The 25,659-nt window shown below is 62.0% G+C and carries 27 protein-coding genes; 14 read left to right on the top strand and 13 right to left on the bottom strand.

What is annotated here, in order from left to right; genetic code table 11:
- Window positions 1–192 precede the first annotated feature (192 nt).
- Window positions 193–555: a DUF4189 domain-containing protein gene (locus B5P46_RS18785; RefSeq protein WP_129420022.1), complete on the top strand. Its 363-nt coding sequence runs from the start codon at window positions 193–195 to the stop codon at window positions 553–555.
- Window positions 556–575: 20 nt separating this feature from the next.
- On the opposite strand, the gene B5P46_RS18780 is transcribed toward B5P46_RS18785, so the two are convergent.
- From B5P46_RS18780 to B5P46_RS18765, 4 genes are all read right to left on the bottom strand, one after another.
- Window positions 576–1,631 carry an ABC transporter ATP-binding protein gene (locus B5P46_RS18780; RefSeq protein WP_129420021.1) on the bottom strand — a complete coding sequence of 352 codons (1,056 nt, stop codon included), beginning with the start codon at window positions 1,629–1,631 and terminating at the stop codon, window positions 576–578.
- The gene (locus B5P46_RS18775) at window positions 1,619–3,313 is read right to left on the bottom strand and encodes an ABC transporter permease (protein WP_129420020.1); all 1,695 of its coding nucleotides are present in this window, start codon (window positions 3,311–3,313) and stop codon (window positions 1,619–1,621) included. The genes B5P46_RS18780 and B5P46_RS18775 overlap by 13 nt, the downstream gene beginning before the upstream one ends.
- Window positions 3,314–3,320: 7 nt before the next feature.
- On the bottom strand, window positions 3,321–4,298 hold the full coding sequence (locus tag B5P46_RS18770; RefSeq protein ID WP_129420019.1) for an ABC transporter substrate-binding protein: 978 nt from the start codon (window positions 4,296–4,298) through the stop codon (window positions 3,321–3,323).
- Window positions 4,299–4,558: 260 nt separating this feature from the next.
- Entirely contained in the window at window positions 4,559–5,326 is a 768-nt protein-coding gene (locus B5P46_RS18765; protein ID WP_129420018.1) for an alpha/beta fold hydrolase, read from the bottom strand.
- Between the two features lie 230 nt (window positions 5,327–5,556).
- Between B5P46_RS18765 and B5P46_RS18760 the strand changes: the two genes are divergently transcribed.
- The 3 genes from B5P46_RS18760 (at window position 5,557) to B5P46_RS18750 (ending at window position 8,558) form a co-directional block, all read left to right on the top strand.
- Window positions 5,557–6,027 carry a MarR family winged helix-turn-helix transcriptional regulator gene (locus B5P46_RS18760; protein WP_129420017.1) on the top strand — a complete coding sequence of 157 codons (471 nt, stop codon included), beginning with the start codon at window positions 5,557–5,559 and terminating at the stop codon, window positions 6,025–6,027.
- Window positions 6,028–6,255: 228 nt separating this feature from the next.
- On the top strand, window positions 6,256–7,314 hold the full coding sequence (locus B5P46_RS18755; protein WP_129420016.1) for an aldo/keto reductase: 1,059 nt from the start codon (window positions 6,256–6,258) through the stop codon (window positions 7,312–7,314).
- A 203-nt stretch (window positions 7,315–7,517) separates the two neighbouring features.
- Window positions 7,518–8,558: a DUF2278 family protein gene (locus B5P46_RS18750; protein WP_129420015.1), complete on the top strand. Its 1,041-nt coding sequence runs from the start codon at window positions 7,518–7,520 to the stop codon at window positions 8,556–8,558.
- Between the two features lie 204 nt (window positions 8,559–8,762).
- On the opposite strand, the gene B5P46_RS18740 is transcribed toward B5P46_RS18750, so the two are convergent.
- On the bottom strand, window positions 8,763–9,983 hold the full coding sequence (locus B5P46_RS18740; protein WP_129420013.1) for a PLP-dependent aminotransferase family protein: 1,221 nt from the start codon (window positions 9,981–9,983) through the stop codon (window positions 8,763–8,765).
- A 305-nt stretch (window positions 9,984–10,288) separates the two neighbouring features.
- On the opposite strand from B5P46_RS18740, the gene B5P46_RS18735 reads away from it, so the two are divergent.
- From B5P46_RS18735 to B5P46_RS18705, 7 genes are all read left to right on the top strand, one after another.
- Window positions 10,289–11,389, top strand: a complete 1,101-nt coding sequence (locus B5P46_RS18735; protein ID WP_129420012.1) for a branched-chain amino acid aminotransferase — start codon at window positions 10,289–10,291, stop codon at window positions 11,387–11,389.
- Complete coding sequence (locus tag B5P46_RS18730; protein WP_129420011.1) at window positions 11,355–11,678, top strand: hypothetical protein; 324 nt, start codon at window positions 11,355–11,357, stop codon at window positions 11,676–11,678. Before B5P46_RS18735 ends, B5P46_RS18730 begins: the two co-directional genes overlap by 35 nt.
- 52 nt (window positions 11,679–11,730) lie before the next feature.
- Window positions 11,731–11,940 (top strand): AbrB/MazE/SpoVT family DNA-binding domain-containing protein, encoded by a 210-nt coding sequence (locus tag B5P46_RS18725; RefSeq protein ID WP_129420010.1) that lies wholly within the window; start codon window positions 11,731–11,733, stop codon window positions 11,938–11,940.
- Entirely contained in the window at window positions 11,940–12,317 is a 378-nt protein-coding gene (locus B5P46_RS18720) for a type II toxin-antitoxin system VapC family toxin (protein WP_129420009.1), read from the top strand. The genes B5P46_RS18725 and B5P46_RS18720 overlap by 1 nt, the downstream gene beginning before the upstream one ends.
- 118 nt (window positions 12,318–12,435) lie before the next feature.
- A complete protein-coding gene (locus tag B5P46_RS18715; protein WP_129420521.1) occupies window positions 12,436–12,687 on the top strand; it encodes a ribbon-helix-helix domain-containing protein in 252 nt (83 codons plus the stop codon).
- Window positions 12,671–13,006, top strand: a complete 336-nt coding sequence (locus B5P46_RS18710) for a type II toxin-antitoxin system RelE/ParE family toxin (protein WP_129420008.1) — start codon at window positions 12,671–12,673, stop codon at window positions 13,004–13,006. Before B5P46_RS18715 ends, B5P46_RS18710 begins: the two co-directional genes overlap by 17 nt.
- On the top strand, window positions 12,996–13,583 hold the full coding sequence (locus B5P46_RS18705; protein WP_129420007.1) for a class I SAM-dependent methyltransferase: 588 nt from the start codon (window positions 12,996–12,998) through the stop codon (window positions 13,581–13,583). Before B5P46_RS18710 ends, B5P46_RS18705 begins: the two co-directional genes overlap by 11 nt.
- A gap of 49 nt (window positions 13,584–13,632) precedes the next feature.
- Here the strand turns inward: B5P46_RS18705 and ilvC are convergent, their stop codons facing one another.
- Both ilvC and B5P46_RS18695 read right to left on the bottom strand, forming a co-directional pair.
- The gene (ilvC, locus tag B5P46_RS18700) at window positions 13,633–14,652 is read right to left on the bottom strand and encodes a ketol-acid reductoisomerase (RefSeq protein ID WP_003560822.1); all 1,020 of its coding nucleotides are present in this window, start codon (window positions 14,650–14,652) and stop codon (window positions 13,633–13,635) included.
- Window positions 14,653–14,701: 49 nt separating this feature from the next.
- Window positions 14,702–15,367 (bottom strand): TetR/AcrR family transcriptional regulator, encoded by a 666-nt coding sequence (locus B5P46_RS18695; protein ID WP_206735368.1) that lies wholly within the window; start codon window positions 15,365–15,367, stop codon window positions 14,702–14,704.
- A gap of 172 nt (window positions 15,368–15,539) precedes the next feature.
- Between B5P46_RS18695 and B5P46_RS18690 the strand changes: the two genes are divergently transcribed.
- Window positions 15,540–15,986 carry a hypothetical protein gene (locus tag B5P46_RS18690; RefSeq protein WP_129420006.1) on the top strand — a complete coding sequence of 149 codons (447 nt, stop codon included), beginning with the start codon at window positions 15,540–15,542 and terminating at the stop codon, window positions 15,984–15,986.
- Between the two features lie 22 nt (window positions 15,987–16,008).
- The gene (locus B5P46_RS18685; protein WP_129420005.1) at window positions 16,009–16,374 is read left to right on the top strand and encodes a DUF4087 domain-containing protein; all 366 of its coding nucleotides are present in this window, start codon (window positions 16,009–16,011) and stop codon (window positions 16,372–16,374) included.
- A gap of 18 nt (window positions 16,375–16,392) precedes the next feature.
- Here the strand turns inward: B5P46_RS18685 and B5P46_RS18680 are convergent, their stop codons facing one another.
- The 3 genes from B5P46_RS18680 to B5P46_RS18670 form a co-directional block, all read right to left on the bottom strand.
- A complete protein-coding gene (locus tag B5P46_RS18680) occupies window positions 16,393–18,075 on the bottom strand; it encodes a hypothetical protein (RefSeq protein ID WP_129420004.1) in 1,683 nt (560 codons plus the stop codon).
- The gene (locus B5P46_RS18675; protein ID WP_129420003.1) at window positions 18,075–19,133 is read right to left on the bottom strand and encodes a glycosyltransferase family 2 protein; all 1,059 of its coding nucleotides are present in this window, start codon (window positions 19,131–19,133) and stop codon (window positions 18,075–18,077) included. Before B5P46_RS18675 ends, B5P46_RS18680 begins: the two co-directional genes overlap by 1 nt.
- Before the next feature lie 91 nt (window positions 19,134–19,224).
- Entirely contained in the window at window positions 19,225–20,133 is a 909-nt protein-coding gene (locus B5P46_RS18670; RefSeq protein WP_129420002.1) for an AraC family transcriptional regulator, read from the bottom strand.
- Window positions 20,134–20,337: 204 nt separating this feature from the next.
- Between B5P46_RS18670 and B5P46_RS18665 the strand changes: the two genes are divergently transcribed.
- Window positions 20,338–21,384 carry an NAD(P)-dependent alcohol dehydrogenase gene (locus B5P46_RS18665; protein WP_129420001.1) on the top strand — a complete coding sequence of 349 codons (1,047 nt, stop codon included), beginning with the start codon at window positions 20,338–20,340 and terminating at the stop codon, window positions 21,382–21,384.
- Between the two features lie 59 nt (window positions 21,385–21,443).
- On the opposite strand, the gene B5P46_RS18660 is transcribed toward B5P46_RS18665, so the two are convergent.
- The 3 genes from B5P46_RS18660 to B5P46_RS18650 form a co-directional block, all read right to left on the bottom strand.
- The gene (locus tag B5P46_RS18660; protein WP_129420000.1) at window positions 21,444–23,399 is read right to left on the bottom strand and encodes an elongation factor G; all 1,956 of its coding nucleotides are present in this window, start codon (window positions 23,397–23,399) and stop codon (window positions 21,444–21,446) included.
- Between the two features lie 411 nt (window positions 23,400–23,810).
- Window positions 23,811–25,076: an NAD(P)/FAD-dependent oxidoreductase gene (locus tag B5P46_RS18655; RefSeq protein WP_129419999.1), complete on the bottom strand. Its 1,266-nt coding sequence runs from the start codon at window positions 25,074–25,076 to the stop codon at window positions 23,811–23,813.
- A gap of 108 nt (window positions 25,077–25,184) precedes the next feature.
- Window positions 25,185–25,649 carry an Lrp/AsnC family transcriptional regulator gene (locus B5P46_RS18650; RefSeq protein ID WP_129419998.1) on the bottom strand — a complete coding sequence of 155 codons (465 nt, stop codon included), beginning with the start codon at window positions 25,647–25,649 and terminating at the stop codon, window positions 25,185–25,187.
- Between the last annotated feature and the right edge of the window lie 10 nt (window positions 25,650–25,659).

Raw genomic sequence — 25,659 nt, 5'->3', positions numbered from 1 at the left:
GATCCGGTTGCGGGCAGTACCTTATCCGGCAATAGCCGCGGGAAAAGATGGCAGGGCCAAGAAATATGCGAATAATCACTCCTCTTGGAGCCCCAGAGGCGATTGCTTGTGACTTGGGCCGCAGATATTCCGCCGCAAGCCTCGGATAGTTCTTAGCAGAGGACAATCGTCGTTCCGGCGCGGGGGCATTTCATGAAGCGGGTTCTTGCATCGTTTGCGGCTCTGACGTCCCTCGCCGGCGCGGCCCTTGCCGACACCTATGGCGCGATTGCCTACTCGCCGTCGACCCGCGCCATCGGCTGGTCCTATGCTTATGACAATCGCGGCGACGCCGAAACCGTTGCCCGGCGCAATTGCGACAGCAGCGCCAACGATTGTCGCATCGCCATCTGGTTCCGGAACGGCTGCGGCGCGGTGGCCGTCGGCCATCGCAGCGGCTGGGGCTCCGGCTGGGGTAATGATGGCCGCGAGGCCCAGCGCCAGGCGATCCGCAGCTGCAGAAAGCAAACCGGCAACTGCCGCGTCATCCGCTGGCAGTGTTCGGAGAGCGAATGACACTGGCGAGGCGCGATGTCTCAAAGCCGCCACGCCGCGCGCACCGATAGTCTGAGGCTGTCACCCGTCCGGACGGGAAAGCGGGAATTGGCCCGCAGCACCTGACTGTCGGCGAGGATCAGCTTCAGCGCATAACGCTCGCCCTCGAAGAGAACGGACTCGACCGTCGCCGCGATCCCCGCGCCGGCGGCAATATTCTCGCCAGAGACGATGACATCCTCCGGCCGAACGAGGACATCCATCCGGTCGCCGTCGGCAGTACTAACGGCGGCACCGGCAAACATCGGCTCCAGCGCCTGCCAGTCGAAGGCCCTGTTGTCACCAGCAGCACGCGGCAGCGTCACGATCGTGCCCCGCCCGATCAACCCGCCGACGATGCGCCCTTCCGGCCGCGCGTAGATCTCGGCCGGCGGCGCCACCTGCAGCAGCCGCCCTTCCGACATGACAGCGACGTCGGTCGCGAGCGCCATCGCCTCGCTCTGGTCGTGGGTGACATAGACCATCGTCGCGCCCGAGCGCTGGTGGAACTCGCGGAAAGTCTCTTCCATCTCCTGCTTCAGGTGCCGGTCGAGATTGGCGAGCGGCTCGTCGAGCAGCACCACGTCGGGCGAGGTCACCAGGCAGCGGGCGAGCGCGACGCGCTGGCGCTGGCCGCCGGAGAGATCGGCCGGGCGCCGTTCGGCGTAGTCGGCGAGTCGGACGGTGCCGAGCGCGTCGCGCACCTTCGCCCGGTAGGTTTCGCCTGATATCCCGCGCACCTTGAGGGGATAACCGACATTGTCGGCGACGCTCATATGCGGCCAGAGCGCATAGGACTGGAAGACCATCGCCATGTTGCGCTTTTCCGGCGGCAGCGACTGCGCGGCGTCGGCAAGCAGCCGCTCGCCGAGGTGAATCGAGCCGTCGGTGGGCGTCTCGAAACCGGCGATCATGCGCAGCACCGTCGTCTTGCCGCAGCCGGAAGGTCCGAGTAGCGCCAGGAAGCCGCCCTCACGCACATCGAGCGAGAAATCGCTGACGGCTGCGCGCCCGGTGCCGAAATCCTTGGCGACCCGGTTGAGGATCAGCTTCGCCATGGGACCACCCCTTTCGGCAGGCGTTTTGCCAGAAGCTCGAGCAGCAGCATCATGACGACAACCATGAGCACGACGAGCACCGAAAGCGCCGAGGCGAGATCGGAACTGCCGCTGTCGTCGAGATTGTAGATGGCGACACCGAGCGTCTGGGTGCCCGCCGACCAGAGCAGCGCCGAGATCGTCAGCTCGTTGCAGGCAATCAGGAAGACCAGGATGACCGAGGCGCCGGCGGCCGGTGCGATCAGCGGCACGATGATATCGGCAAGCCTGCGGAAGAAGCCGGCGCCGGAAAGCCGCGCCGCCTCTTCGAGCGCCGGGTCGAGTTGATGAAAGGCGCTGACCACGGGTTTCAAGCTGACGGCGAAGAAGGAGGAGAAATAGGCGATCAGGATGATCCAGATCGTGCCGTAGAGCGAGACGTGGAGGATCGGGATCGGTGCTGCGAACACCAGGATAAAGCACACCGCGATGACGATGCCGGGCAGCGAATATGGTATCTCGATCAGGCTGGCGACGATCCGCGACGCCGCATCCTTGCGCCGCGTCAGCGCATAGGCCGCAAGCACCGTCACCACCAGGAGACCAAGCGCGGTGGCTCCGGCGAGCGACAGCGAATTGATAAAGGCCGTGCGCGTCACCGCCTGCCGGAACAGGATCTCCTCGAAGGCATGCAGCGACATGGTCTTGAAGGTGAGCGGCACACCATAGGCCGGCACCAGCGCGCCGGCGACCAGCGCGAAGAATGGCGCCGCCAGCATGAAGAATAGGATGCCCCAGAGGAGCGGCTTGAAGACAAAGCGCCATGCGCCGAGCTCGAAGGCGGCGCTCGCCGCCGATAGCCCGATGACGCGGTAGTCGCGGCCACGCAATGCTCGGTCCTGGATCATCAATCCTGCGACCGAGATCATCGCAATAATCGCCGAGAGCACGGCGACGTCGCCGAAGGTGCGGCTGGTGAAAGCGGAAAACTTGGTGAAAACAAGCGTCGGCAGCGTGAAGATCGAGGCCGGAATGCCGAGAATGGCGGGAATACCGAAATTGCCGGTGCAGGAGACGAAGGAGATTGCCGCGCCCGCGATGATGCCGGGCAATGACAAGGGCAGGATGATGTCGCAAAACACCCGAAGGCTGGAGGCGCCGGAAAGCCGCGCCGCCTCGACGCCGTCGCGCGGCAGGGTCATCAGCCCGGCCCGGAGCGCCAGATAGACGAGCGGCGCATGCTGCACGCCATAGAGCAGCGCGATGCCGCCGACCGAGTAGAGCGGCTGCGGCGAGCCGAGCGGCGGGGCGATGGAGAGCGCCTTCAAGAGCGGGCTGGAGGGGCCTGACATCTGCACCCAGGCGAGCGCCGTTACCTGCGGCGGGATCATCATCGGCAGCACGAAGAAGAAGCTGAGCAGCCCCTTGGCGCGGATATCGGTCAGCGTCAGCAGGAAGGCGAAGAGGCAGCCGATGGCGAGCGAGATGATTGTGCCCAAAATGGCGGTGACGATGGTGTAATAGGTCGCCGACCAGAGCGAGGCTTCGCTCAGAACATCAATCACGCCGCCGCTGGCGAAGGCTGCGATCCCGACCATGGCGAGACGAGCGAGCGGCAGCACGCTGAGGAACAGGACGACGACGACGATAAAAGGAAACAGCCAGGCGGGCTGGCTGTTTCCGGTTTTGATGTATCCGTGCATGAAACGATCAGTTCGAGCCGTAGATGCCCGAGAAGGTCTTCAGATCCTGGTCGGTATTCTTCAGCGCCTCTGCGGCCTTGATCGGCAGGACCTTGATGGTGTCGCGTGCCGGGAAGCCGTCCGGCAGCTTCATGCCGTTGCGGGCCGGGATGTAGCCGAGCTTCAGGAAACCCTCCTGGCCCTTTTCGGAGAGCACGTAATCGACGAATTTCTTGGCGGCATCGGCATTTTTGGTGCTGGCAAGGATGCCGACCGGCTCGGTGACGGCCGAAACGCCTTCGCTCGGGAATACGAACTCGACAGGCGCGCCCTTGGCCTTCTCGCGGATCGGCAGGTAGTCGACGACCACGCCATAGGCCTTTTCGCCCGAGGCGACCGACTTCAGCACGGCGCCGTTGCCGCCGGCAGCGATCGCGCCGTTGGCCTGCAGCGACTTGTAGAAATCCCAGCCGAGGCCGGGAACAGCGGCAAGCGTCTGGGCGTGGATGAGGGCCGCACCCGAGGCAAGCGGGCTCGGCATGGTGACGAGGCCCTTGGCTTCCGGCTTCGTCAGGTCCTTCCAGCTCGCAGGCTTCATGGCGGCCGAAGTGTTGTACATGATGCCGGTGGTGATCAGCTTGGTCGAGTAGTAATAGCCGTCGGCGTCATAAAGGGCGGCATCGTACCCTGCGGATTCCGGCGACTTATAGGCCAAGAGCTTGCCGTCTTCCTTGAGGCGCTCCAGCGTCACCATGTCGGCGATGAGGAGAATGTCGGCAACCGGGTTGCCGGCCTGGATCTCGGCCTGGAGTTTCGCCATGATCTTCGGCGTGCCGTCGCGTACCCAGTCGACCTTGATATCGGGATTGGCGGCCATGAAGCCATCGACCGTTGCCTGCGCGTCTTCGTTCGGCTGGCTGGTGTAGAGAACGAGGTTTGCGGCAGAAGCCGGAATGGCAAAGAGGCTCGCGGCGAGAAGGGCTGCGGCGGAAACGATCGTTTTCATGGGAAGGGGTCCTCGGAATTGCGTCACCCTCCCTTATTAGGGATCGTTGACAGAGATGTGACAGGGCGCGTCGGTTGGTCCACGCCCTGCACCACTACTTTGTCATCGAGCAGTCGTAACCTCTCCAGGGCTGCTGTGTCGGCATCGAATGGAACGGGCTGAGCCCGGCTTTAACGACGGCGGCATTTTCAAGCCGAATGATCAGGCTCACAGCATCCGAGGGCCACGGCGCTCGCGCGCCGTGGCCCTCGGATCGAATACTACTTTGCGGCCTCTTCGATCAGTTCCGCCACCTTCTCGGGATTCGACACCATCACGACGTGGGAAGCGCCATCGACCACGACGATCCTCTTCGAGCCTGCCCGCTCGGCCATGAAGCCAAGGGCTGCAGCGGGGATGTTCTTGTCGCCGGTGCCGTAGACAAACCACGACGGCAGCTTCTTCCAGGCGGGCTCGCCGGATTTTTCGGTCAGGGCGGCCTCGGTGACCGGACGTTGGGCAGCCGCCATCAGGGCCGCCTGCTCGGCCGGCACGTCGCTGGCGAACTGATCGTGGAACTTGGCCTGATCGATATAGAGATCGACACCGCCGGCACTGAGCTTCACCGGGGCCGCAAGCGCTCCGCTCAGCGTACCGCCCGGAAACTTGCCGGCGAGATCTGCGACCGATTCTCCGGCATCCGGCGCAAAGGCCGCGACATAGACCAGCGACCTGACGTTGTCGTGGCCGTTGGCCGCGGTCGAAATGACCTGGCCGCCATAGGAGTGACCAACAAGGACCACGGGGCCGGCGATGCTGCCAACCACGTCGGAGACATAGGCAGCGTCGTTCGAAACGCTGCGCAGCGGATTGGCGGCTGCCACGACAGAAAAGCCGTCCTTGCGTAGGATTTCGACGACGCCGTTCCAGCTGGATGAATCGGCAAAGGCGCCATGGACGAGGACAACGGTCGGCTTGGCCGGCTGGGCAACAGCAGCACCGGAAAGAAGAGCGCCTGCCAGGGCGACGGCAGCAGCAAACTTAAACATTGGTCATTTCCTTTCTTCGGTTGAGTTTCAGAGGAGCCGAATCGGGCCCACAAGGGAATTCATGTGCTTGCGCATCTGTTGACGCGGCAAACCTCTGCAGCTTTCCATGTTCGGCGCATACTTTGTCAGCGATTTCTTTGTACACGATCTAATTAGGCCGCCTCATCTGCCGAGTCAATAGCTTGCAAACAGATCGCACACAAATTATATTGAGATCAGAGGAGAGCGTGATGAAAGACCCCACATCAAATGATCTCGCTGACGTGCCCAAGATCGATGAAATGCTTTGCTTCTCGATCTATTCGGCAAGCCACGCCTTTAACCAGCTTTACCGTCCCCTGCTCGACGAACTGGAACTCACCTATCCCCAGTTCCTCGTCATGACCGCCTTGTGGGCGCGCGACGACCGCACGGTGAAGGATCTCGGCGAGACGCTTTTTCTCGACTCCAGCACCCTCACTCCGCTGCTGAAGCGGCTGGAAAATGTCGGCCTCGTCACCCGTAACCGCAATCCCGCCGATGAGCGCCAGGTGCTCTTGCGCCTTACCAAGAAGGGACTGGCTCTCAAGAGCCGTGCCACCCATGTGTTCGACTGCATCGGCAAGGCCGTCGGTCTCGACGCCGAGACTGTCAGCAAGATTCGGGACACAATTGCTTCGATCCGCGACAACATTCACAACAGGGATAAGGGCGAGGCCTGACGCAGTGCCGCCTCCCCGCGTTGCTGCGACGATTTTCGTTCGACAAGCCGATAGCATATTGTACCATCCGTCTGCTGCCGGCACGCGCGATCGGCCATTCCGCCACGCGGCCCGAAGATGCAAGTGTCCGCTATCTTGCCTGAGCCTCACGCAGGCGTGAATACGCCGCCATTGCCATTCGGTCGCGCTGAGGTACGTCAATCCTGTTTCGATGAAGGAGGAAGTTTAATGGAATATCGTCAGCTCGGCCGTTCCGGCCTGAAGATTTCGACATTGACCATGGGCACGATGACCTTCGGCGGCGTCGGTTGGGCGAAGATGGTCGGCGATCTCGGCGTCTCCGAGGCGAAGAAGATGATCGACATGTGCATCGATGCCGGCATCAATCTGATCGACACCGCCAACGCCTATTCATCAGGCGAATGCGAAAACATCATCGGTGACGTGCTCTCCGGCAAGCGGCCGCAAGGGGTGTTGCTCGCCACCAAGGCCCGCTTCAGCATGGGCGACGGCCCGAACGACCAGGGTCTGTCGCGTTACCACCTGATCCGCGAATGTGAGGCGAGCCTCAAGCGCCTGAAGACCGATGTCATCGACCTTTACCAAGTGCATGAATGGGACGGCCAGACGCCGCTCGAAGAGACGATGGAAGCGCTCGACACCCTCGTCAAGCAAGGCAAGGTGCGTTACGTGGGCTGCTCGAACTATTCCGGCTGGCACATCATGAAGGCGCTCGGCATCGCCAACGAGCACCGATACCAGCGTTTCGTGAGCCAGCAGATCCATTATACGCTGGAAGCCCGCGACGCCGAATACGAGCTGCTGCCGATCTCGATCGACCAGGGTCTTGGCGTGCTGGTCTGGAGCCCGCTCGCCGGCGGCCTGCTCTCCGGCAAGCATCGCCGCAACCAGGCAGCGCCCGAAGGCACGCGCCAGTTCGCCGGCTGGACCGAACCGCCGATCCGCGACGAGAACCGCCTCTGGAACATCGTCGAGACGCTGGTCGCGATCGGTGAGGAACGGGGCGTTTCCGCTGCACAGGTGGCGCTCGCCTGGCTGATCGGCCGCAAGGCGGTGACGTCGGTCATCATCGGCGGCCGCACCGAAGCCCAGTTCCGCGACAACATCGCCGCCGCCGAGCTGAAGCTCACGGACGAGGAACGCAAGCGCCTCGACGCGGTCAGCCTGCCGCCGGTGATCTATCCCTACTGGCACCAGCTGAACACGGTTAGCGACAGGCTTGGTGAAGCCGATCTCGAACTTTTCGGACCGCATCTGGAGCAATAGGCGATAGCGGATCAAGCATTGCACGGCGGAAGACAAAGCATGTCGCGCAAAAGTGTGCAGCGGTTTTGCGACCACGACATGCTCAAATCAAAGACCTAAAGTGTGGCAGGCAAATCTGAAAGATCGCGTCATACTTTAGCCGTCACAAAAGATGCACTTTCGCCGTGTTAGCGTAAGATCCCGCCACCCCCGCGAGGTTCTCCATGCTGAAGAATTACAAGGTCCTGAAGGGTACGGCGAGCGCACTCGCCCTTGATGACGACAACGATCCCCATATCGAGATCCGCATCGAGGCGGACGGCGTCAGCTACCGGATCGCTCTGAATGTCCGCTCGAAGATGTCGCCGCACGACCTGCTCTATGCCAACATCGTCGATTTCAAGCATCCGGCACTGACGGACGCCCTCGAAGCCCTGCCGATGGGCCTGATCGACATCAAGGACCGTCCGGAGCTTGCGATCGACTATGTCCGCGGCGGGCTGATCGAGCGCGAGGACATGAATGTCGCGCCCTTCCAGCTCTCCGGCCCGAAGAACGATCTCAGGGAATTCATCGAGCCGATCGTCGAGGAAGGCATTGCCGATCCCGACATCCATTTCTATGCCTTCGGCGAGGCCTGGGGCCCCGAGCACAACAAGCCCGACCAATATTTCGATTTCGAGCCGGGCAACGGCATCCACGACATCCACATGAACCAGGGCGATGGCGGCAGCTTCAAGGCCACCAACGGGCCGAACCAGGACGGCGCGCTGCTCGTCCATTTCAACGATACCGACGAATGGGCGGCGATCTTCCTCTGCTTTCAGTCGCAGAACTGGAATACCGATGCGGCGACCGGCCATCCGGTTTCCGACAGCCGTGGCGGCCAGGGCCGCGGCGAAGGCACACGCCGGCCGCAGCCGATCGTCGCCTCGTCGCTGCGCATCGTCGCCGCGCTGATCAACCCGGTCAACGGCGAAGGCGGCACCGAGGCCGAAACGGTAACGCTCATCAACCGCTCCGACATGGAGGCATCGCTCGAAGGCTGGAAGCTGGAGGACGAAAACGGCAGGACCCAGACGCTGTCGGGATCGCTGAGCGCAGGCGAGTTGCGCACGATAGCGCTCGATGCCGCAGCCGGCGGCCCGCAACTTGCCAACCGGGGCGGTGACATCATCCTGCGCAATGCCGACGGTGCCGTGGCCGATCGGGTCGGCTACGGCAAGAGCGAGACGGCGAACGAAGGCTGGACGACGATCTTCTGATCAGGCCATCCACCCGGCTTGCTCCCTCTTCTCCCCAGCGGGGAGAAGGTGGCCCGAAGGGTCGGATGAGGGGGCGGCACGGCACGCCCGGCATTGTTGCCCTCCGCTTACGCTTAGTGCATTTGCGGCTTCGCCGCTCACCCCCTCATCTGCCTGCCGGCATCTTCTCCCCGCTGGGGAGAAGGGTATGTGGCAGCGTCTCGTTCAGCCGCCGATTTCAGCAGAGATCAGCGCGCTCAGGCGGCCGATGCCATCCTCGATCATTTGCTCGTTCGCGCAGGAGAAGCTGACGCGGAAGGTGTTGGCGCCGGAACCGTCGGCGAAGAACGCCTTGCCGGGCACGAAGGCGACCTTGGCGGTTTCGAGCGATTTCGCCAGCAGCTTGGCGCCATCCATGCCCTCCGGCAGCGTGATCCAGATGAACATGCCGCCTTCCGGCTTCGTCCAGCTGGTGCCTTCAGGCATGTATTTCTCAAGCGCGGCCAGCATGCAGTCGCGGCGTCGGCTGTAGGCGGCCTTGATCTTTGCGACCTGCGCGTCGAAACCGCGCTCGGCGACATCTGATATCGCCATCTGGTTGATCGTCGAGGAATGCAGGTCGGCCGCCTGCTTCATCAGCACCAGCTTGCGGATAACAGGCGCGTTGGCGACGATGAAGCCGACGCGAAGGCCGGGCGCCAGCGTCTTCGAGAAGCTGCCGCAATAGATCGTGCGCGTATCGTTGATATGGCCCTTCTCGGCGATCTCCAGCGCCAGGATCGGCGGGATCGGATCGCCATCGTAACGCAGCGACTGGTAGGCCGCATCCTCGATGACGGCGATGTCGAGATCTTCTGCAAGTGCCAGGACCTTCTTGCGGCCGTCAAGATCGACGGTTTCGCCGGTCGGATTGGAGAAGTCGGTGGAAAGATAGGCGAACTTTACCTTGCCGCCGGCAGCGGAAGCGGATGCATGGTAGGACTCGGGCGTCCGGTTGCCGTTCGGCGTCAGCTGGTCGTAGGCCGGTTCATAGGCATTGAAGGCCTGCAGCGCGCCGAGATAGGTCGGCCACGTCACGAGCGCGGTGTCATCAGGCGACAGGAAGAGCTTGCCGAGATAATCGAGGCCCTGCTGCGAACCGGACACGATGAAAACATTGTCGAGTTCGCAGGGGATGTCGAGAGCTGCCATCTGCCCGACCAGCCATTCGCGCAGCGGTTTGTAGCCCTCGCTGACCGAATATTGCAGCGCCGAGTTGACGGCCGCGCCGTCGAAGATATCGGCATAGGCCTGCTTGAATTCCTGATCGGGAAAGAGCGCCGGATCCGGAATGCCGCCAGCGAAGGAGATGATGTCGGGCCGGTCGAGAAGCTTCAAGAGCTCGCGGATCTCGGATGCGCGCATGCGCGACGAGCGCGACGCAAACATGGTGTCCCAGTTCAGCATGGGGTTTCCTCGTATTTTTCTATTCCCCCAGCAGACCATGCCGGGGTATTTATGTCAACAATACTGACCTATTTTCTTGTCATGGTGACAAATTCCGGATCTTGTATTCGAAAGCCTTGGAGGGAGATCAGCGAACGTCAGCCAATATCGAAGGCGCTCAATCCAAATTTGCTGCTCGACGTCGGCCACCTCAAGCGATTATTCCTCTGATCAAAGCCGAAACCGGCTGATTCAGACCTTTCCAAAACCAGCTCGGCGGCAGTAGTGTCGCCGCCACTATTCAATGTACTATCAAGGTGCCAGCAATGACCGTGACGTCGGCCTCTCCTGAAATCAAAATCGAACTCCATAAGTCTCCCGTCTCCGACGCCGACCGCATCCAGGCTCTGGAGACGCCCGGCTTCGGCAAGGTCTTCACGGATCATATGGTCCTGGCACGATGGACTGCCGACAAGGGCTGGCACGATGCGAAGGTTACGCCGAGGCGCCCTCTGGAGCTCGATCCTGCGAGCGCCGTGTTGCATTATGCTCAGGAAATTTTCGAAGGCATGAAAGCCTACAAGGCGGATGATGGCCGGATTCTACTCTTTCGGCCTGAAGAGAACGCCCGCCGCTTCGCGCAGTCGGCGACCCGCATGGCTATGCCTCCTGTGCCCGAAGAACTCTTCCTGAAGGCGGTCGAAGAACTGGTCCGCGTTGACAAGGCCTGGATTCCGTCCGGCGACGCCAGCCTCTACCTGCGCCCCTTCATGTTCGCCAACGAAGCATTCCTGGGCGTTCGTCCGGCTCAGGAATATGTCTTCTGCATCATCGCCTCTCCGGTCGGCGCCTACTTCAAAGGCGGAGCGAAGGCGGTCTCCCTATGGGTCGAGACCGAATACACCCGTGCCGCCGCCGGCGGCACGGGTGCGGCAAAATGCGGCGGAAACTACGCAGCCAGCCTCGTGGCGCAAGCGGAAGCCGCGAAGAAGGATTGCGATCAGGTCGTCTTCCTGGACGCAGCAGAGCATCGCTGGGTCGAGGAACTCGGCGGAATGAATGTCTTCTTCGTCATGAATGACGGATCGGTGGTCACCCCGCCTCTTGGCGGCACGATCCTGCCGGGTATCACCCGGGCCTCGGTGATCGTGCTCGCTGGAGAAAAGGGCCTGCGCGTCGAGCAGCGTCCCTACTCCTTCGCGGAATGGCAGCAGGACGCAACCAGCGGCAAGCTCGTCGAAGCCTTCGCTTGCGGCACTGCCGCAGTCCTGGCGGGCATCGGCCTGGTTCGACATGCCGGCGGCGAGTTTCTGGTCGGAGACGGACAGACCGGCAAGTTGACCAGCGAACTGCGCCAGCAGCTCGTCAGTCTGCAGAAAGGCGTAACGAACGATGAGCGCGGCTGGACGCGCCTTATCCCGGCCTGAACTCCGGACGTTCCCCGCGAATGGCGGCGTCAACACCGACTTGGTGGACGCCGCTCTCCGCCTCGCCCGCAAAGCCGTCGGGCTGGCGATCTATTCCGCCCTCGCCGGAGTTCGTTTCGATCTGCACGATACGATGTTCTTCGAGCCGACAGCCATTAAGCAATCCGCGAATCTCTTTCGAAACCGGGCGCCGCCCGGTTTTTTGTGGCCGATTCAGCCGGGAAAAACCATCGTCAACTTCCCATTTGGCGACCGAAATAGCACCAACGCCAAAACGGTTCGCCATTGACCGATGCCAAGTAAATTCTTACTATCTACTAATCGATAGAGGAAAGGTAAGAATGGCAACCGCAACCCTCTCTACAAAATTCCAGATCTCCATTCCCAAGGAAGTGCGCGAACAACAGCACTGGTCGGCGGGACAGGAATTCGTGTTCATACCGAAAGGCAAAGGCGTATTGCTGATGCCGGTCCCGACGCTTGCCGATCTTCGCGGCGTCGCCGAAGGAGCGGACAAGAAAAACTACCGCGACCGGAACGACCGTTTCTGATGCGTGTGATCGACAGCTCCGCATGGATAGAATGGCTGACGAAAAGTGCTGCCGGAACGCGGCTGCAGGCTGAAATCCCGGAACGCGATCAATGCATCGTTCCGACGATCGTGCAGCTTGAGCTGTCCAAATGGCTGGCACGCGAAAAGGACGAGGAAGCCGTCGACAGCTTCATCGCTTATACCGCGACATGCATGGTTGTTACTCTCGACACGACGCTTGCCCGCCGTGCTGCCGAAATATCGGCAACTCATAAACTCGCCACCGCCGATGCGATCATTTATGCGACCGCGGAGCGCCATGATGCCGATATCCTGACCTGCGACGCCCATTTCAAAGATCTCGAACGCGTCATCTATATCGATAAAAAAGACTGATCTGCATGTGACCCAAGCCCTCGACGGCGCGGCACAACGCTTCTATCACAAACTGGGAAACGATAATCTGGCATCTGGAATGGCTGAAAACCGGCATGTGCGGGCGGCACCGAATCCAATGGCGAAAATGACGATCTCGCTTCCGGATAATCTGGCGGAATACGTCGAAAACCGTGTCGCAAGCGGCAGATACAGCAGTGCCGACGCATTCCTGGCGGAGCTTATTCTGAAGGATCAGCTCCATCACAAGCTTGACGACGAAGAACTGCGCAACATCCTGAGGCAGGCTGAGGAAAGCGGCCCGAGCGATCGACGCATTCCCGACATCCTGTCGGAAACGAAGGCAAAGCTGCGTGACAACCACCTATAGGCTGACCCGAACCGCGGACTCTGTGCTATCAGGCATCGACGAATATGCTTGCCTCAATTTCGGCGAGGCGCAGGCAGACGCCTATCTTCTCGACTGGGACAGGATTTTCGTGCTTCTTTCGCATGCTCCCTCCATGGGAGAAGAATGCGACGAACTCGGCGTCGGCCTTCGCCGCCTCCTCCACATGCGTCACGTCGCCTTCTACCGGGTGACATCGGAAGGGATTGTCGTCATTGACATCATCGACGCCGACCGGCTTCCCGAAAGATATCTTCAATCCAATCGACGCCCGCGATCGGCCGAACAGCATGCCTCTTGACTGCACCTCCGCCTTTTACGGGGAAAATGCCGAGACATACGCCAAGCGGGCGCGCAGCCTGCCGAAGCGGCAGCTCGATGCCTTCCTCGCCGGGCTTGCGCCGGGTGCGGCAATCCTCGAACTCGGCTGCGGCGGCGGGCAGGACAGCGCCTACATGCTGTCGCAGGGTTTCGACGTGACGCCGACGGATGGCTCGACCGAGCTTGCAAGACAAGCGGAAGCGCTGATCGGCAGACCGGTCAGGGTCATGCTGTTCCAGGAGCTCGACGCCGACAGCGCCTTCGACGGCGTCTGGGCGCAGGCAAGCCTCCTTCACGTCCCAAGGCCCGAGCTGCCCGATGTCTTCGCCCGCATCCGGCGCGCCCTGAGAACCGGCGGCGTCATGCATGCGAGCTTCAAGGCAGGCGATGCGGAAGGCCATGACGGCTTCGGGCGTTATTACAACTATCCCTCCGCCGAATGGCTGTCGGAGCTTTTGACGAATGGCGGCTGGCGGAACATCGCCATCAGCGAAAGTGACGGCGGCGGATATGACGGCAAGCCAACCCGCTGGCTCACCGCCAGCGCACAACGATAAAGGCCGAAGCTTTCGCCCCGGCCCTCGATTCCTACAGTCTGAAAACTGCTTAGTTGACCGACTTGTCGACCAGCTTGTTCTTGCCGATCCAGGGCATCATGCCGCGCAGCTTGGCGCCGACTTCTTCGATCGGGTGGCTGTCGTTCAGGCGGCGGATGCCCTTGAAGCGCGAGCCGCCGGCGCGGTATTCCTGCATCCAATCGGACGTGAACTTGCCGGTCTGGATGTCCTTGAGGACGCGCTTCATCTCGGCCTTGGTCTCGGCAGTGATGATGCGCGGACCGGAGACATATTCGCCCCACTCGGCCGTGTTGGAGATCGAGTAGTTCATGTTGGCGATGCCGCCTTCATAAATCAGGTCGACGATGAGCTTCACTTCGTGCAGGCACTCGAAATAGGCCATCTCAGGCGCGTAACCGGCTTCGGTGAGCGTTTCGAAACCAGCGCGGATGAGCTCGACGAGACCGCCGCAGAGAACGACCTGTTCGCCGAAGAGGTCGGTTTCGCACTCTTCGCGGAAGTTGGTTTCGATGATGCCCGAACGGCCGCCGCCGACGCCGCAGGCGTAGGAGAGAGCGAGTTCAAGCGCATTGCCGGAAGCGTTCTGGTGAACGGCAACGAGGCAGGGAACGCCGCCGCCCTTCTGGTATTCGCCGCGAACCGTGTGGCCCGGGCCCTTCGGTGCGATCATGACGACGTCGACCGAAGCCTTCGGCTCGATGAGGCCGAAGTGAACGTTGAGGCCGTGAGCGAAGGCGATGGCTGCGCCATCACGGATGTTGCCGGCGATGTCGGCCTTGTAGATGTCGGCCTGCAGTTCGTCCGGGGTCGCCATCATCATCAGGTCCGCCCAGGCGGCAGCTTCGGCAACCGTCATGACCTTGAAACCATCGGCTTCGGCCTTCTTGACGGTCGGCGAACCGGCCTTGAGTGCGATGACGACGTTCTGGGCGCCGCTGTCCTTGAGGTTCAGCGCATGGGCACGGCCCTGCGAACCGTAGCCGATGACGGCGACCTTCTTGGCCTTGATGAGGTTGAGATCGGCATCACGATCGTAATAGACGCGCATTTGAAGTTCCTTCCCTTTGCTTGTCTTGTTGACTGTCATTAAAGCGGAATCAGCCGAGAACCGGCATCTCCGCCAGAACCTTGTCCGTGCCATAGAGCCTGAGGAAGGCGGTGACCGCCCTCTCCGCCTGGCGCGCGGTATCCTTGAGGCCCGGTTCGCCGAGCAGCATGCGCACATGCAGGTCGGAGACGATCAGGCCGTAGAGGGTGTGATAAGCCTCGTCGGCATCGGAAAAACGCAGGAGCCCTGCCCTTTTGCCGGCATCGATCAGCGCCATGGCGCGCCGGTCGATCTGGCGACGGCCGCGCTCGAGCAGCAGCTTGCCGAGTTTCGAGCCGTCGCGGTTCGACTGGCCGATCGCCAGCCGGTTCAGCGCCAGCGAGACGTCGCCGGCAAGCACCTCCAGCAGGTCACGTGCAAAAATGACCACATGGTCATGCAGGCTGGCCGCCGTCAGCCGCTCGCCATTGCGCTCGAAGGTGCGCACCTTGCTCGCCTGATAGGCGATCATCGCCGACAGCAGCCCGTCGCGATCGCCGAACCACTTGTAGAGGCTTTCCTTCGAGCAATTGGCGGCGCGCGCCACGCCAGAGGTCGTCAGCGCCTTCTCGCCGCCATCGACGAGCAATCGCAGCGCCTGCTCCAGAACGGCGTTCTGGCGCGGCGAAAATTCGCTCGGCTCTGCGGTATCGACGGACACGGTCACGGCTCCCATATACGTACCGTACGGTACGGTTCGTGAGGTTTATGCGATAAACCGGACGGGCCGTCAAGAAGCCCGGAGAGATTTTTTAATACGGGAAACCGTGATGAAATACCAGAATTGGATAGGCGCGAATCCTCGGCGATCGCATAATGTGCGCTACGCCATTTCCCCGGAGGCTTCGATGTCACGCCTGTCTGCAGCTCTTCTCCTGCTCGGAGCAATTCTCCTTGGCGGAGCAAGTGCTCTCGCGCAGTCCGACAGCGACGTCTATAATCGCATCGAAGAGCTGCACGGCGATGCCGTGGGTTTCGACCGGCCGCTGCGCCAGCTTGTCAAGGCGATGCGCTCGGTCGACGCCGAGGCCATCGCCGGCCTTGCCGAATACCCGCTGACGGTCAAGGCCAATGGTGAGACCTACGACGTCGAGAATGCCGAGGATTTCATCGACAATTTCGATGATCTCGTGATGCCGGAAACGCGCCGCGCCGTCGGACGCCAGCAATACGAGGATCTTTTCGTCAACAGCGACGGCGTCATGCTGGCCGGCGGCGCCGTCTGGATGGGCGCGATCTGCGAGGACAACGCCTGCGAGGCGAGCCATTGGGCGATCATCGCGATCAACAACTGATATCTGTCGAGGGGAAAAGGCAATGAGATACCGGATAGCCGCCGCGGTCATAATCGCAGCTCTCGTCGTCGCAGCCAATGCGCAGGCCGCCGAAACGCGCTGCGGCTGGATCGAGAATCCGACGCCCGCCAACTGGTGGCTGGAGGACGCGGAGAACACCTGGACGATCATGACCCAGGGCGACGATGCCGGCGAAGTGGAAGGCATGGAGCTGATCTCCGACATCTCCGAACATGACTATGTCAGAACCAACGGCAATTACGGCTATGCATGCGCCTGCATGAGTGTGGAAACGGATGGCAAGGACCGCATCACCCGCATCCTCTCCTTCCGCCAGCTAAAGCTCGCCAAATGCCGTGCCGACAAGGCGCTGAAATTCCCCGGCTGATCCAAGAAACGCCGGAGCCTATGATGCCGAAGCGCAACCGGCAGGGATCACGAGAGGCTCTGCCGGCATCGTCTTGTCGATCGCGTAAAGCTTTGCGAAACCCGCATCTTCGACCAGCGTTAGCCCCGCCGGCATCAAGGCGCCGACATAGCGGTCGGGGATATCGGCGTTGGCGACGAGGACGAAATCGAAACGCCTGCGCCAATCCGACAGGTAAGGCGTAAAGTTTCTATACTCCTGCATCATTGCCGGGCATGAAAGCACGCCGATCGACAGCAGATTGCCCTCGGGAACGGCGATCTCAGACCATGGCGACAGAACGGATAACGGCTGCTTGCCTTTTGCCGTGAAGAGCGTCGGCACGAAAGCATGCGAGAAGGGCACTGCAAGCGTCGGCAGGTGCCGGAAAGTATCCAACCCCCAGGCAAAATGCCGGTTGGAGTGGGCAAGACCGCTCACTGTCTCGGGTTCATGTCCCAGAGGCAGCACGGCTGCACCGGCCGGCACCTTTTTAAGCACGGTCTCGACAGCAGCAACATCCTTCTGTGCCAGCCACCAGGTCCAGCCGACCCAGCCGGTGCGGCCGAAGACCGCGAGATTGATGACGAGCGCCAGCAATAGCGCTTGCCGGCGCGTGAGATTGGCGAAGGGGCACACCATCGCCATGGCGACGAGCGCAGTCATGATCGGAAAGCGCCAACTGATCCATCCGGTGCCGAGCATGTGGCGAGGCGAAACACAAGACAGAAGTAGCAGGCCGCTGGCGGCGACGGCAAGCCCCGCATGGATGCGGATGTCACCCGCGCGTACGGCACGCGTGCAGATGAGGATCAACGGCAGAACCAGCACGACATCCACCACCGGGACATAGGTCGTGATGGCGGAGAGCAGATTCAGGACGATCAGGATGATGCCGTCGTTCCAGGCAAGGCCAAGGCCGTTGCCGCCGGCGTTGGGCAAAGCCGCCGTATGGAGATAGAGCGCGACTGGCGGCAGGACGCAGGCGCCGAGCGCCAGCGCCAACCGGCCGGCGAGCCTCATCAGAGCCGCCTTCGATCGCACTATATCGATGCGCCAGGAAAATTCGAGGCCGCAGACGATCGCCATATAGAAGCCAAGCGCGAAGAGATGCATCACCGTCAGCAGCAGCGCGGCGGCGAGCCGCCAGGCAAAAGCCAGGGCGGGATTTCCGCCCTGCAACCGCAGATCGACGCAGGCGAAGGCGAGCGCCATGCCGAGGCCGATCTGGAAGTTGATGAAGCCGCCGATCATGGTGGCGCACCAGCTAAGCGACAGCATCGCGGTCTGCCAATGGTGTCGGCCGCCGAAAAGCGCGCGGTGCAGGCCGATTGCCCCGAGCGGCGGCAGCACGATCGCCAGGAAAAGCAAAGCCCGCGCAAGCCTGTCGGCACCGACGAGCGGCCCCAGCCAGGTGGCCAGAACGTCGATCCCGACATTGGTGAAGGTGCGGTTCCAATCGACTGCATAGATCTCAGGAAACGGCTGCTCGCCGATCCCGCCCGAAAGGAGCCAGATACGAGCGTAGTGATTGGCGTAATCGAGAACCGGCGGAAAGGGAAACAGGAGAACCAAAGCCGCGGCAAGTCCGACGAATGCGACGATCGCAACGGTGGAATCCTGCCTGGCGATCGATTCCTCAGGCCCGGCTGCGGCCACAGCAGGCGCGGCAATCCGGTCCATTATCCGATCCGGCTGTTCTTTTGCGAGCGCGGCGGCTCTTCGGATGCAAAGGCCGCATCCAGCGCGGCGCGCTTGTCGCTGGCGCTCATCTCCGAGAAAGCGATCGACAATTCTGCCTGTTCACTGCCGCGCACGATCGTCTCGACCATGAACATCGGCCGCTTCTTGCTCTCTTGTACCAGACGGCCGAGATACTCGCCGATGATGCCGATGCAGATCAGCTGGATGGCGCTGAAGGCGCTGACCGCGGCCATGATCGACGACCAGCCGGTCACCGTCTCGCCCTGCAGCCAGCGAACGAAGGTGTAGACGAGCAACGCGATCGCGACGCCGGCGCTCATCATGCCAAGCCATGTGCTGATGCGCAGCGGCGTCGTCGAAAAGCTGGTGATCGCATCGAGCGCGAAATTGATCATCTTGCGCAGCGGATATTTCGTCGTGCCGGCAAAACGGGCGTCACGCTCATAGGGGAGAGCCACCTGCTTGCCGCCGATCCAGCTAACCATGCCACGGATAAAGCGATCGCGCTCCGTCATCGCCAGTAGGATATCGACGACACGCCGGCGCATCAGCCGGAAATCACCGGTATCGCGCGGAATGGTCACGGAAGCGAGCTTGGACAAAGCGCGATAGAAGAGCGAAGCGGAGGCCAGCTTGAACCAGCTTTCGCCCTGCCGGCGCGTGCGCTGGCCGTAAACGACGTCGGCGCCGCGCTCGATGATCGGCATCATCATCAAAAGCAGCTCTGGGGGATCCTGAAGATCGGCATCGATCAAAAGCACGCGCTCGCCCCGCGACGCGGAAAGACCCGCCGTCGCTGCCAGCTGGTGGCCATGATTGCGTAAAAGACGAACGCCGAGCACCTGCGGCACATCTGCCGCCAGATCCGAAATGATCTCCCAGGTGCGGTCGGACGAGCCGTCATCGACGAGAATGAGCTCGAAGGCATCGCCGGCGACACTGCGACCGGCAGCGGCAGCGCGGCGGCAGAACTCGCGCAGCCCTTCTTCCTCGTTGTGACAAGGCGCGACTATGGAAAGAAATGGTACTTGCGCCATGCTGACGTCGGTGCCTGCTTGATGGTTGGCGCCAGACTAGCGTCGAAAGGTCAAACATCCTTTAACGATTGGCTGCCCGTCGCAAGGCCGACTATTCCGCCGCCATGACCTCGCGCGCTCCGTCGATATCCCGGGCCGGCGAGGCGCCGTAGAGGCGGCTGTATTCGCGGCTGAATTGCGAAGGGCTTTGATAGCCGACGCGGTGACCGGCCGTGCCCGCATCGAGACGCTCCACGAGCATCAGACGGCGCGCCTCGTGCAGGCGAAGCTGCTTCTGATACTGCACCGGCGTCATCGCCGTGACCGACTTGAAGTGATGATGGAAGGACGACACGCTCATGCTAACGCGGTCGGCAAGGTCTTCTATACGCAGTGGCCGCGCGAAATTCTCCTTCAGCCATGCGACGGCGCGCGCGACCCTGTTGCTGTGGCTGTCTGCGGTGGCGATGTTGATCAGACGGGCGCCATCCGGCCCGGTCAGCACCCGGTAGAGGATTTCCTGCTCGATCAGCGGCGCCATGGCAGGAATGTCGCCTGGACGATCGAGCAAGCGCAGAAGGCGAACGGCAGCATCCAGGAGCTCCGGCGGAGCGACGTTCACCACCATCCCGCGCTGCCCGTCGGTATGGGCGGCCGGGCTCGGAATATCGATGCGACTGAGCAATTCCAGCAGCTTTTCCGAGTCGATTGTCAGCCCCAGGCAGAGATGCGGAACCTCAGGGCTCGCCTCCGTGACGCGCCAGGCGACCGGCAGGTCGAGCGAGGTCAGCAGATAGTCACCGGTCCCGTAGCTGATAAGTTCCGTGCCGAGGCGCAGGCTCTTGGCTCCCTGCAGCACAAAGGCAAAACAGGGCCGGTAGCTGCTGTGCAGCGGATCGCTGGGCTTGGACCGACGGCTGATGTGAAGATTGCCGATATCAGTCGCAAACTCGCCGTCACCAGCCGCGAAACGCATCGCGATATCGACAATTTCCTGGTAGGGGCTGAAGGGCAAAGTCATGCGGCAACTCTTTCTGTCAACTGTCTGACGCCGGCGATACCGCTCTTATCTAGAGTGCCTTGGCCATTTCGCAAACAGGCCGGCGCCTCACTTTTGCAGGATCGTGCAAAAAGCTGAGAGGATCGCTCTAACCCTCTGACGCAGTTCCGGGCAATAGTCCACCATCTCTTTCAACCCCCACCACAATCGAAAAGGATGGTTCCCATGCCTATTGCAAGAGGCTACGCCGCGACCGACGCTTCCAAGCCGCTGACCCCTTTCACCTTCGAACGCCGCAACCCGAACCCCGACGACGTCGTTATCGACATCAAGTTTGCCGGCATCTGCCATTCGGACATCCACACTGTCCGCAACGAATGGAAGAACGCCGTCTATCCGATCGTGCCCGGCCATGAGATTGCCGGCATCGTCTCGGCCGTCGGTTCTGATGTGACCAAATTCAAGGTTGGCGATCGCGTCGGCGTCGGCTGCTTCGTCGATTCCTGCATCGGCTGCGCCGAGCGCGACCTCGATCGGGAACAGTATATGCCGGGGCTCGCCGGCACCTACAACGACTTCGAAGCCGACCGCAAGACACGGACCCAGGGCGGCTATTCCGACTCGATCGTCGTTAGGGAAGGCTATGTCATGTCCATTCCGGACAATCTGCCGCTCGATGCGTCTGCGCCGCTGCTCTGCGCCGGCATCACGCTCTATTCGCCGCTGCGCCACTGGAATGCCGGCCCCGGCAAGAAGGTCGCGATCGTCGGCATGGGCGGCCTCGGCCACATGGGCGTCAAGCTCGGCGCCGCCATGGGCGCCGATATCACCGTTCTCTCCCAGAGCCTTTCCAAGAAGGAAGATGGGCTGAAGCTCGGCGCCAAGGAATATTACGCCACCAACGACCCGGAAACCTTCACGAAGCTTGCCGGCACTTTCGACCTGATCATCTGCACCGTAAGCGCCGAGATCGACTGGAATGCCTATCTCGGCCTCCTGAAAGTGGATGGTTCCTTCGTGGTGGTCGGCGCGCCGGAAAACCCGATCCCCGTGCATGCATTCTCGATCATCCCCGGCCGCAAGAGCATTTCCGGCTCGATGATCGGCTCGATCAAGGAAACCCAGGAAATGCTCGACTTCTGCGGCGAGCACAACATCGTCTCCGAGATCGAGAAGATCAACATCCAGCAGGTCAACGAAGCCTATGAACGCGTCCTGAAAAGCGACGTCCGCTACCGCTTCGTCATCGACCTCGCCTCGCTGGCGGCTTGAGAAAACGAGAGGCGGCTCGCGAGAGCCGCCTTTTTGATAACGGCATCCTCCATCCGTCCTCATGCTGAGGCTCTCGTGTACTGCAGCCGCAGCAGATATTCGACTGGTTTGAACGGATCGGGGCCTGAACGCTGGCGCGAACGTGGCGGGCCGGCCATCGGGGCATAATGATCGAAAGAAGTTTCCATGGTTCCCGCCCCGCTCGTCAGGCCCGGCAATTGTTGCTGGACGCTTTGGATCATTGCGGACGCCAGAGTGCCTTCGAGCCGCGCTACGCCATCGGCAATCACGGAACCCGTCGTCACAGCTGCCGATTTCGCAAGCAAGGTGAGCACGCCGCTCAAACTCTCCGCCGGCGCTTCGAGATGGAAACCGTCGACCGGCTCGCAGATGACGGTTTCAGCGGACGATAGCGCCGTTGCCAGCACCCAGGGCGTCAGCTGGCGGAAATCGGCGGCGGTGCTTGCCGGCGAACTGTGCCGGGCTGCCGTCATCGCCACGTGGCAATCGATGACCTGCCATCCGAAAACACCCTGCTTCAGCGTCTCGAACACGGTTTCCTCGACCGCCCGGTAAAAGGCTGCCGGCATCTGGCCGACATCCACTTCCAGCGCGAAGCTGTTGCCCGCGCCGGCAGGCCGCGGCTCGACCCGCAGGCCTACCGTCGCCAGGAAGGGATTGGGCTCCTTGAAGAGGATCTGCAGCCCTTCCCCGGTTCCCACAAGCCTTTCCACTAAGATGACCGTGCTTTCCTCGAACCCAGCCTCGAGACCGAAATCCGTCAGCAGGGTCGATTGGACGACCTCCTTCTGCACCTCGCCATAGAGCGACACGAAGACGTCGTCCGTATCGTCGTCCCGGCGCAGATTGATCAATGGATCCTGTTCGGCCATCTGGTTCAGCGCCAGCCAGAGCGCCGCTTTGTCGGAAGGCCGTCGGGCAAGGACGCGGGTTTCGAGGCTGGGCGGAGCAAACTGCAGCCGGCCGGCCGCGAGCAGGTCGCCGCCCACCGCATCCCCGATGCGTGCGCCGGCAAGGCCGCTTACACGCGCGATCTGCCCGGCGCGGAAGCTTGCGGCGCCATGAATCCGGCCGGCCTCGAAAACCTCGATCGCGGTCACCCTATCCGGGCCTTTGGGCAAATCCAGATATTGCCGCAGCCGGACCGTGCCTGACGTCAGATACATATAGGCCAGCTTTTCGCCGCCCCAGCCGCGTTCGATCTTGAAGATTGTTCCCGCAATCGGCCCATCCGGATCGAGGCGCCGGCCGGGCAATATCGTCGCAATGGCTGATGTCAGGGCCGGCACGCCGACGCCGGTCGTTGCCGCGCCTGCGAAGACAGGATGCACCAGACCCCTGGCGACCTGATCGGTCAGGCAGCGTCCAAGCCTATCCGCCGTCAGGCGATCGGGCGTCAAGATGTAATCGTCCAGCAGCGCCTCGTCATTCTCCGCGAGTGCTTCGCAGAGCGGCGTGAAAAGCGGTTCGCATCCGTGAACCAAAGCCACCACCCTGGCAAGCCTGCTGCCGGCATCGATCACGGAAGACATGGCGATGGGGCGAACGAGCAATTGGCTGGCAAGAGCGTTCAGCACGTCCTCATATTGGGCGCCGAGACGATCGACCTTGTTGACGAAGAAGATAAAGGGAACGCCAAGCCGCCGCAGCGCCCGCACCAGCACCCGCGTCTGGGCCTGTACGCCTTCGACCGCCGAAACGACGACGACCGCGGCATCCAGCAATCCGAGCACCCGCTCGACCTCGGCGATGAAATCCGGGTGACCGGGCGTGTCGATGAGATTGACGATCCTGTCGCCGATCGTAAACGACACCACCGCGGCTCTGATCGTGATGCCGCGTTGCCGTTCGAGTTCGAGAGTGTCCGTCTGTGTATTGCCGGTATCGACGCTGCCAAGCTTGTCGATGACGCCGGCGTTGAAAAGCAGTCTTTCGGTAAGGCTAGTCTTGCCCGCATCCACATGGGCGAGGATGCCCAGATTCAAAGTGCGCATGAACCACCAACTTCTCAGAATTTCGAATGTGATTTTCGTGAGAAGTGAATCGGCGCATTGGAACCTCTACCCGTTGATACGGCTGGATGCGTAACCCGCGGTGGTGGTTGGGAGACGCGGGCGGGATGCTAAGGCGATGTGGGAAGATGTGTCAAGCGTAGGCGTCCTTACTTAGAGGCTCCGGCCGTCAGCGTGTGCGCCCCAGGGCACAACGATCAGCCCTCATGGTGAGGAGGCCCACAGGGCCGTCTCGAACCACGAGGGCGGGTGGTTGGGTGCGTGCTGCATACCGATATCACCGGGTGAAGCGCCAGTGGCCGGCCCCGTCCTTCGAGGGCGCCTCAGGATGAGGCCGGAGAGACGTCGCATCCGGGGGCACGGCAGGATCGCCGTGGACGCACCGCAGCATATCTACCCCTCCTCCCGCAACGTCTCCCGCTGGGTGATCAGCCTGGCACTGTGCTGGCCGCTGAGGTAGATCCAAAGCCAACTCCAGGCGACGGAGAAGCGCGAGCGGGTGCCGATCAGGAAGTAGATATGGGCAAGGCCCCAGATCCACCAGGCGATCCAGCCCTTTAGTTTGATCCGGCCAAAATCGATGATCGCAGCGCTCTTGCCGATCGTCGCCAGGCTGCCCTGATGCCAGTAACGGAAAGGCGCCGGCGCCGGTTTGCCCGATATGCGGGCGCGGATCACTTTGGCGACGTAACCGCCCTGCTGCTTGGCGGCGGGCGCAATGCCCGGCACCGGTTTGCCATCCTCGCGCATGACCGATGCGGTATCGCCGACGACGAAGACGTCGGGCAGACCGGGCGCGCTCAGATCCTTCTCGACCACGACGCGCCCTGCCCGGTCGGCCGGCACGCCGAGCCATCGTGCCGCCGGCGAGGCGGTGACGCCGGCTGCCCAGACGATCGTCCGGCTGGCGACGAAAGTCTCGCCGATCTTCACGCCGTCGGCGTTGCACTCGGTCACCGGTTGGCCCAGATGGATCTCGACCCCGAGTTTCTCCAGCGCCTTCTGAGCATAGGCCGAAAGCTCTTCGGCGAAGGTCGGCAGCACCCGCGGGCCTGCTTCGACCAGAACGACGCGGGTCTTGCGCGTATCGATGTTGCGGAATTCCTTGGGCAGCGTGAAATGCGCGAGTTCGGCGATGATGCCGGCCAGCTCGACACCGGTCGGCCCCGCCCCGACGATGGTGAAGGTCAAAAGCGCATCGCGCACGGCAGGATCGCTCTCCATCTCCGCCTTCTCGAAGGCGAGCAGCACGCGCCGGCGGATCGTCGTCGCGTCCTCCAGCGTCTTCAGGCCCGGCGCCACCGGCTCCCATTCGTCATGGCCGAAATAGGCATGCGTCGCTCCGGTCGCCAACACCAGCGTATCGTAACCAAGAGTCATGCCGTTGCGTAAGGAAACCGTCTTCGCGCCACTGTCGACGCCCGTGACCTCGCCGAGCAGCACCGTCACGTCAGGCCGGTCGGCATAAAGGCGGCGGATCGGCCAGGCGATCTCCGAGGTGGAAAGAATGGTGGTCGCCACCTGATAGAGCAGCGGCTGGAAGAGATGGTGATTGCGCCGGTCGACCAGCGTGATCTTGACGCCCGCCCCCTTCAACCCGTTGACGAGCTGCAGCCCGCCGAAACCGCCGCCGACAACGACGACATGATGATCGCTCATGACCTACCCCTTTGCGCCATTTCGCTCAAAGCCAATGTGGCCCTCGCCGCGAAGGTTGCAACTGCCGTTTCGGCATAGCTCCCCTGCATCCCGGTCGGTGGAGCTTGCTCAATCGGCATATCCGACGGGGATCGCCGTGCCGCCCTTCAGATGCTCCATCGAGATCGACGCTGAAACATCGAAAAGCTCGATCTTCCGCACGATCTGCTTGTAGACCACGTCGTAATGCTCGACGCGCGGCAGCACGATCTTCAGGATATAGTCGTGATTGCCAGTCAGACGGTGCGCCTCGACGATCTCGGGAATGTCACTGATGATCCGGCGGAAGCTTTCCGTCCATTCGTCGGAATGGTGCGCCGTCTTGACCAGCGCGAAAACTGTCGTCGGCACGCCCATCTTTTCCCGGTCGAGTACGACGATGCGCCGGGCGATATGGCCGCTCTCCTCCAGCCGCTGGATGCGCCGCGAGCAGGCCGATATCGAAAGCGCCACGCGCTCGGCAAGATCGGTCACGGATATGCCCGCATCCTTTTGCAGCATGTCTAGAATGCGTCTGTCGCGATCATCAAGCATGTGTCGAACA

Origin of the sequence: Rhizobium leguminosarum, from assembly GCF_004123835.1 — a bacterium.
Taxonomy (GTDB): Bacteria; Pseudomonadota; Alphaproteobacteria; order Rhizobiales; family Rhizobiaceae; genus Rhizobium; species Rhizobium leguminosarum_M.
This window is presented reverse-complemented; position numbering and strand designations above follow the sequence as displayed.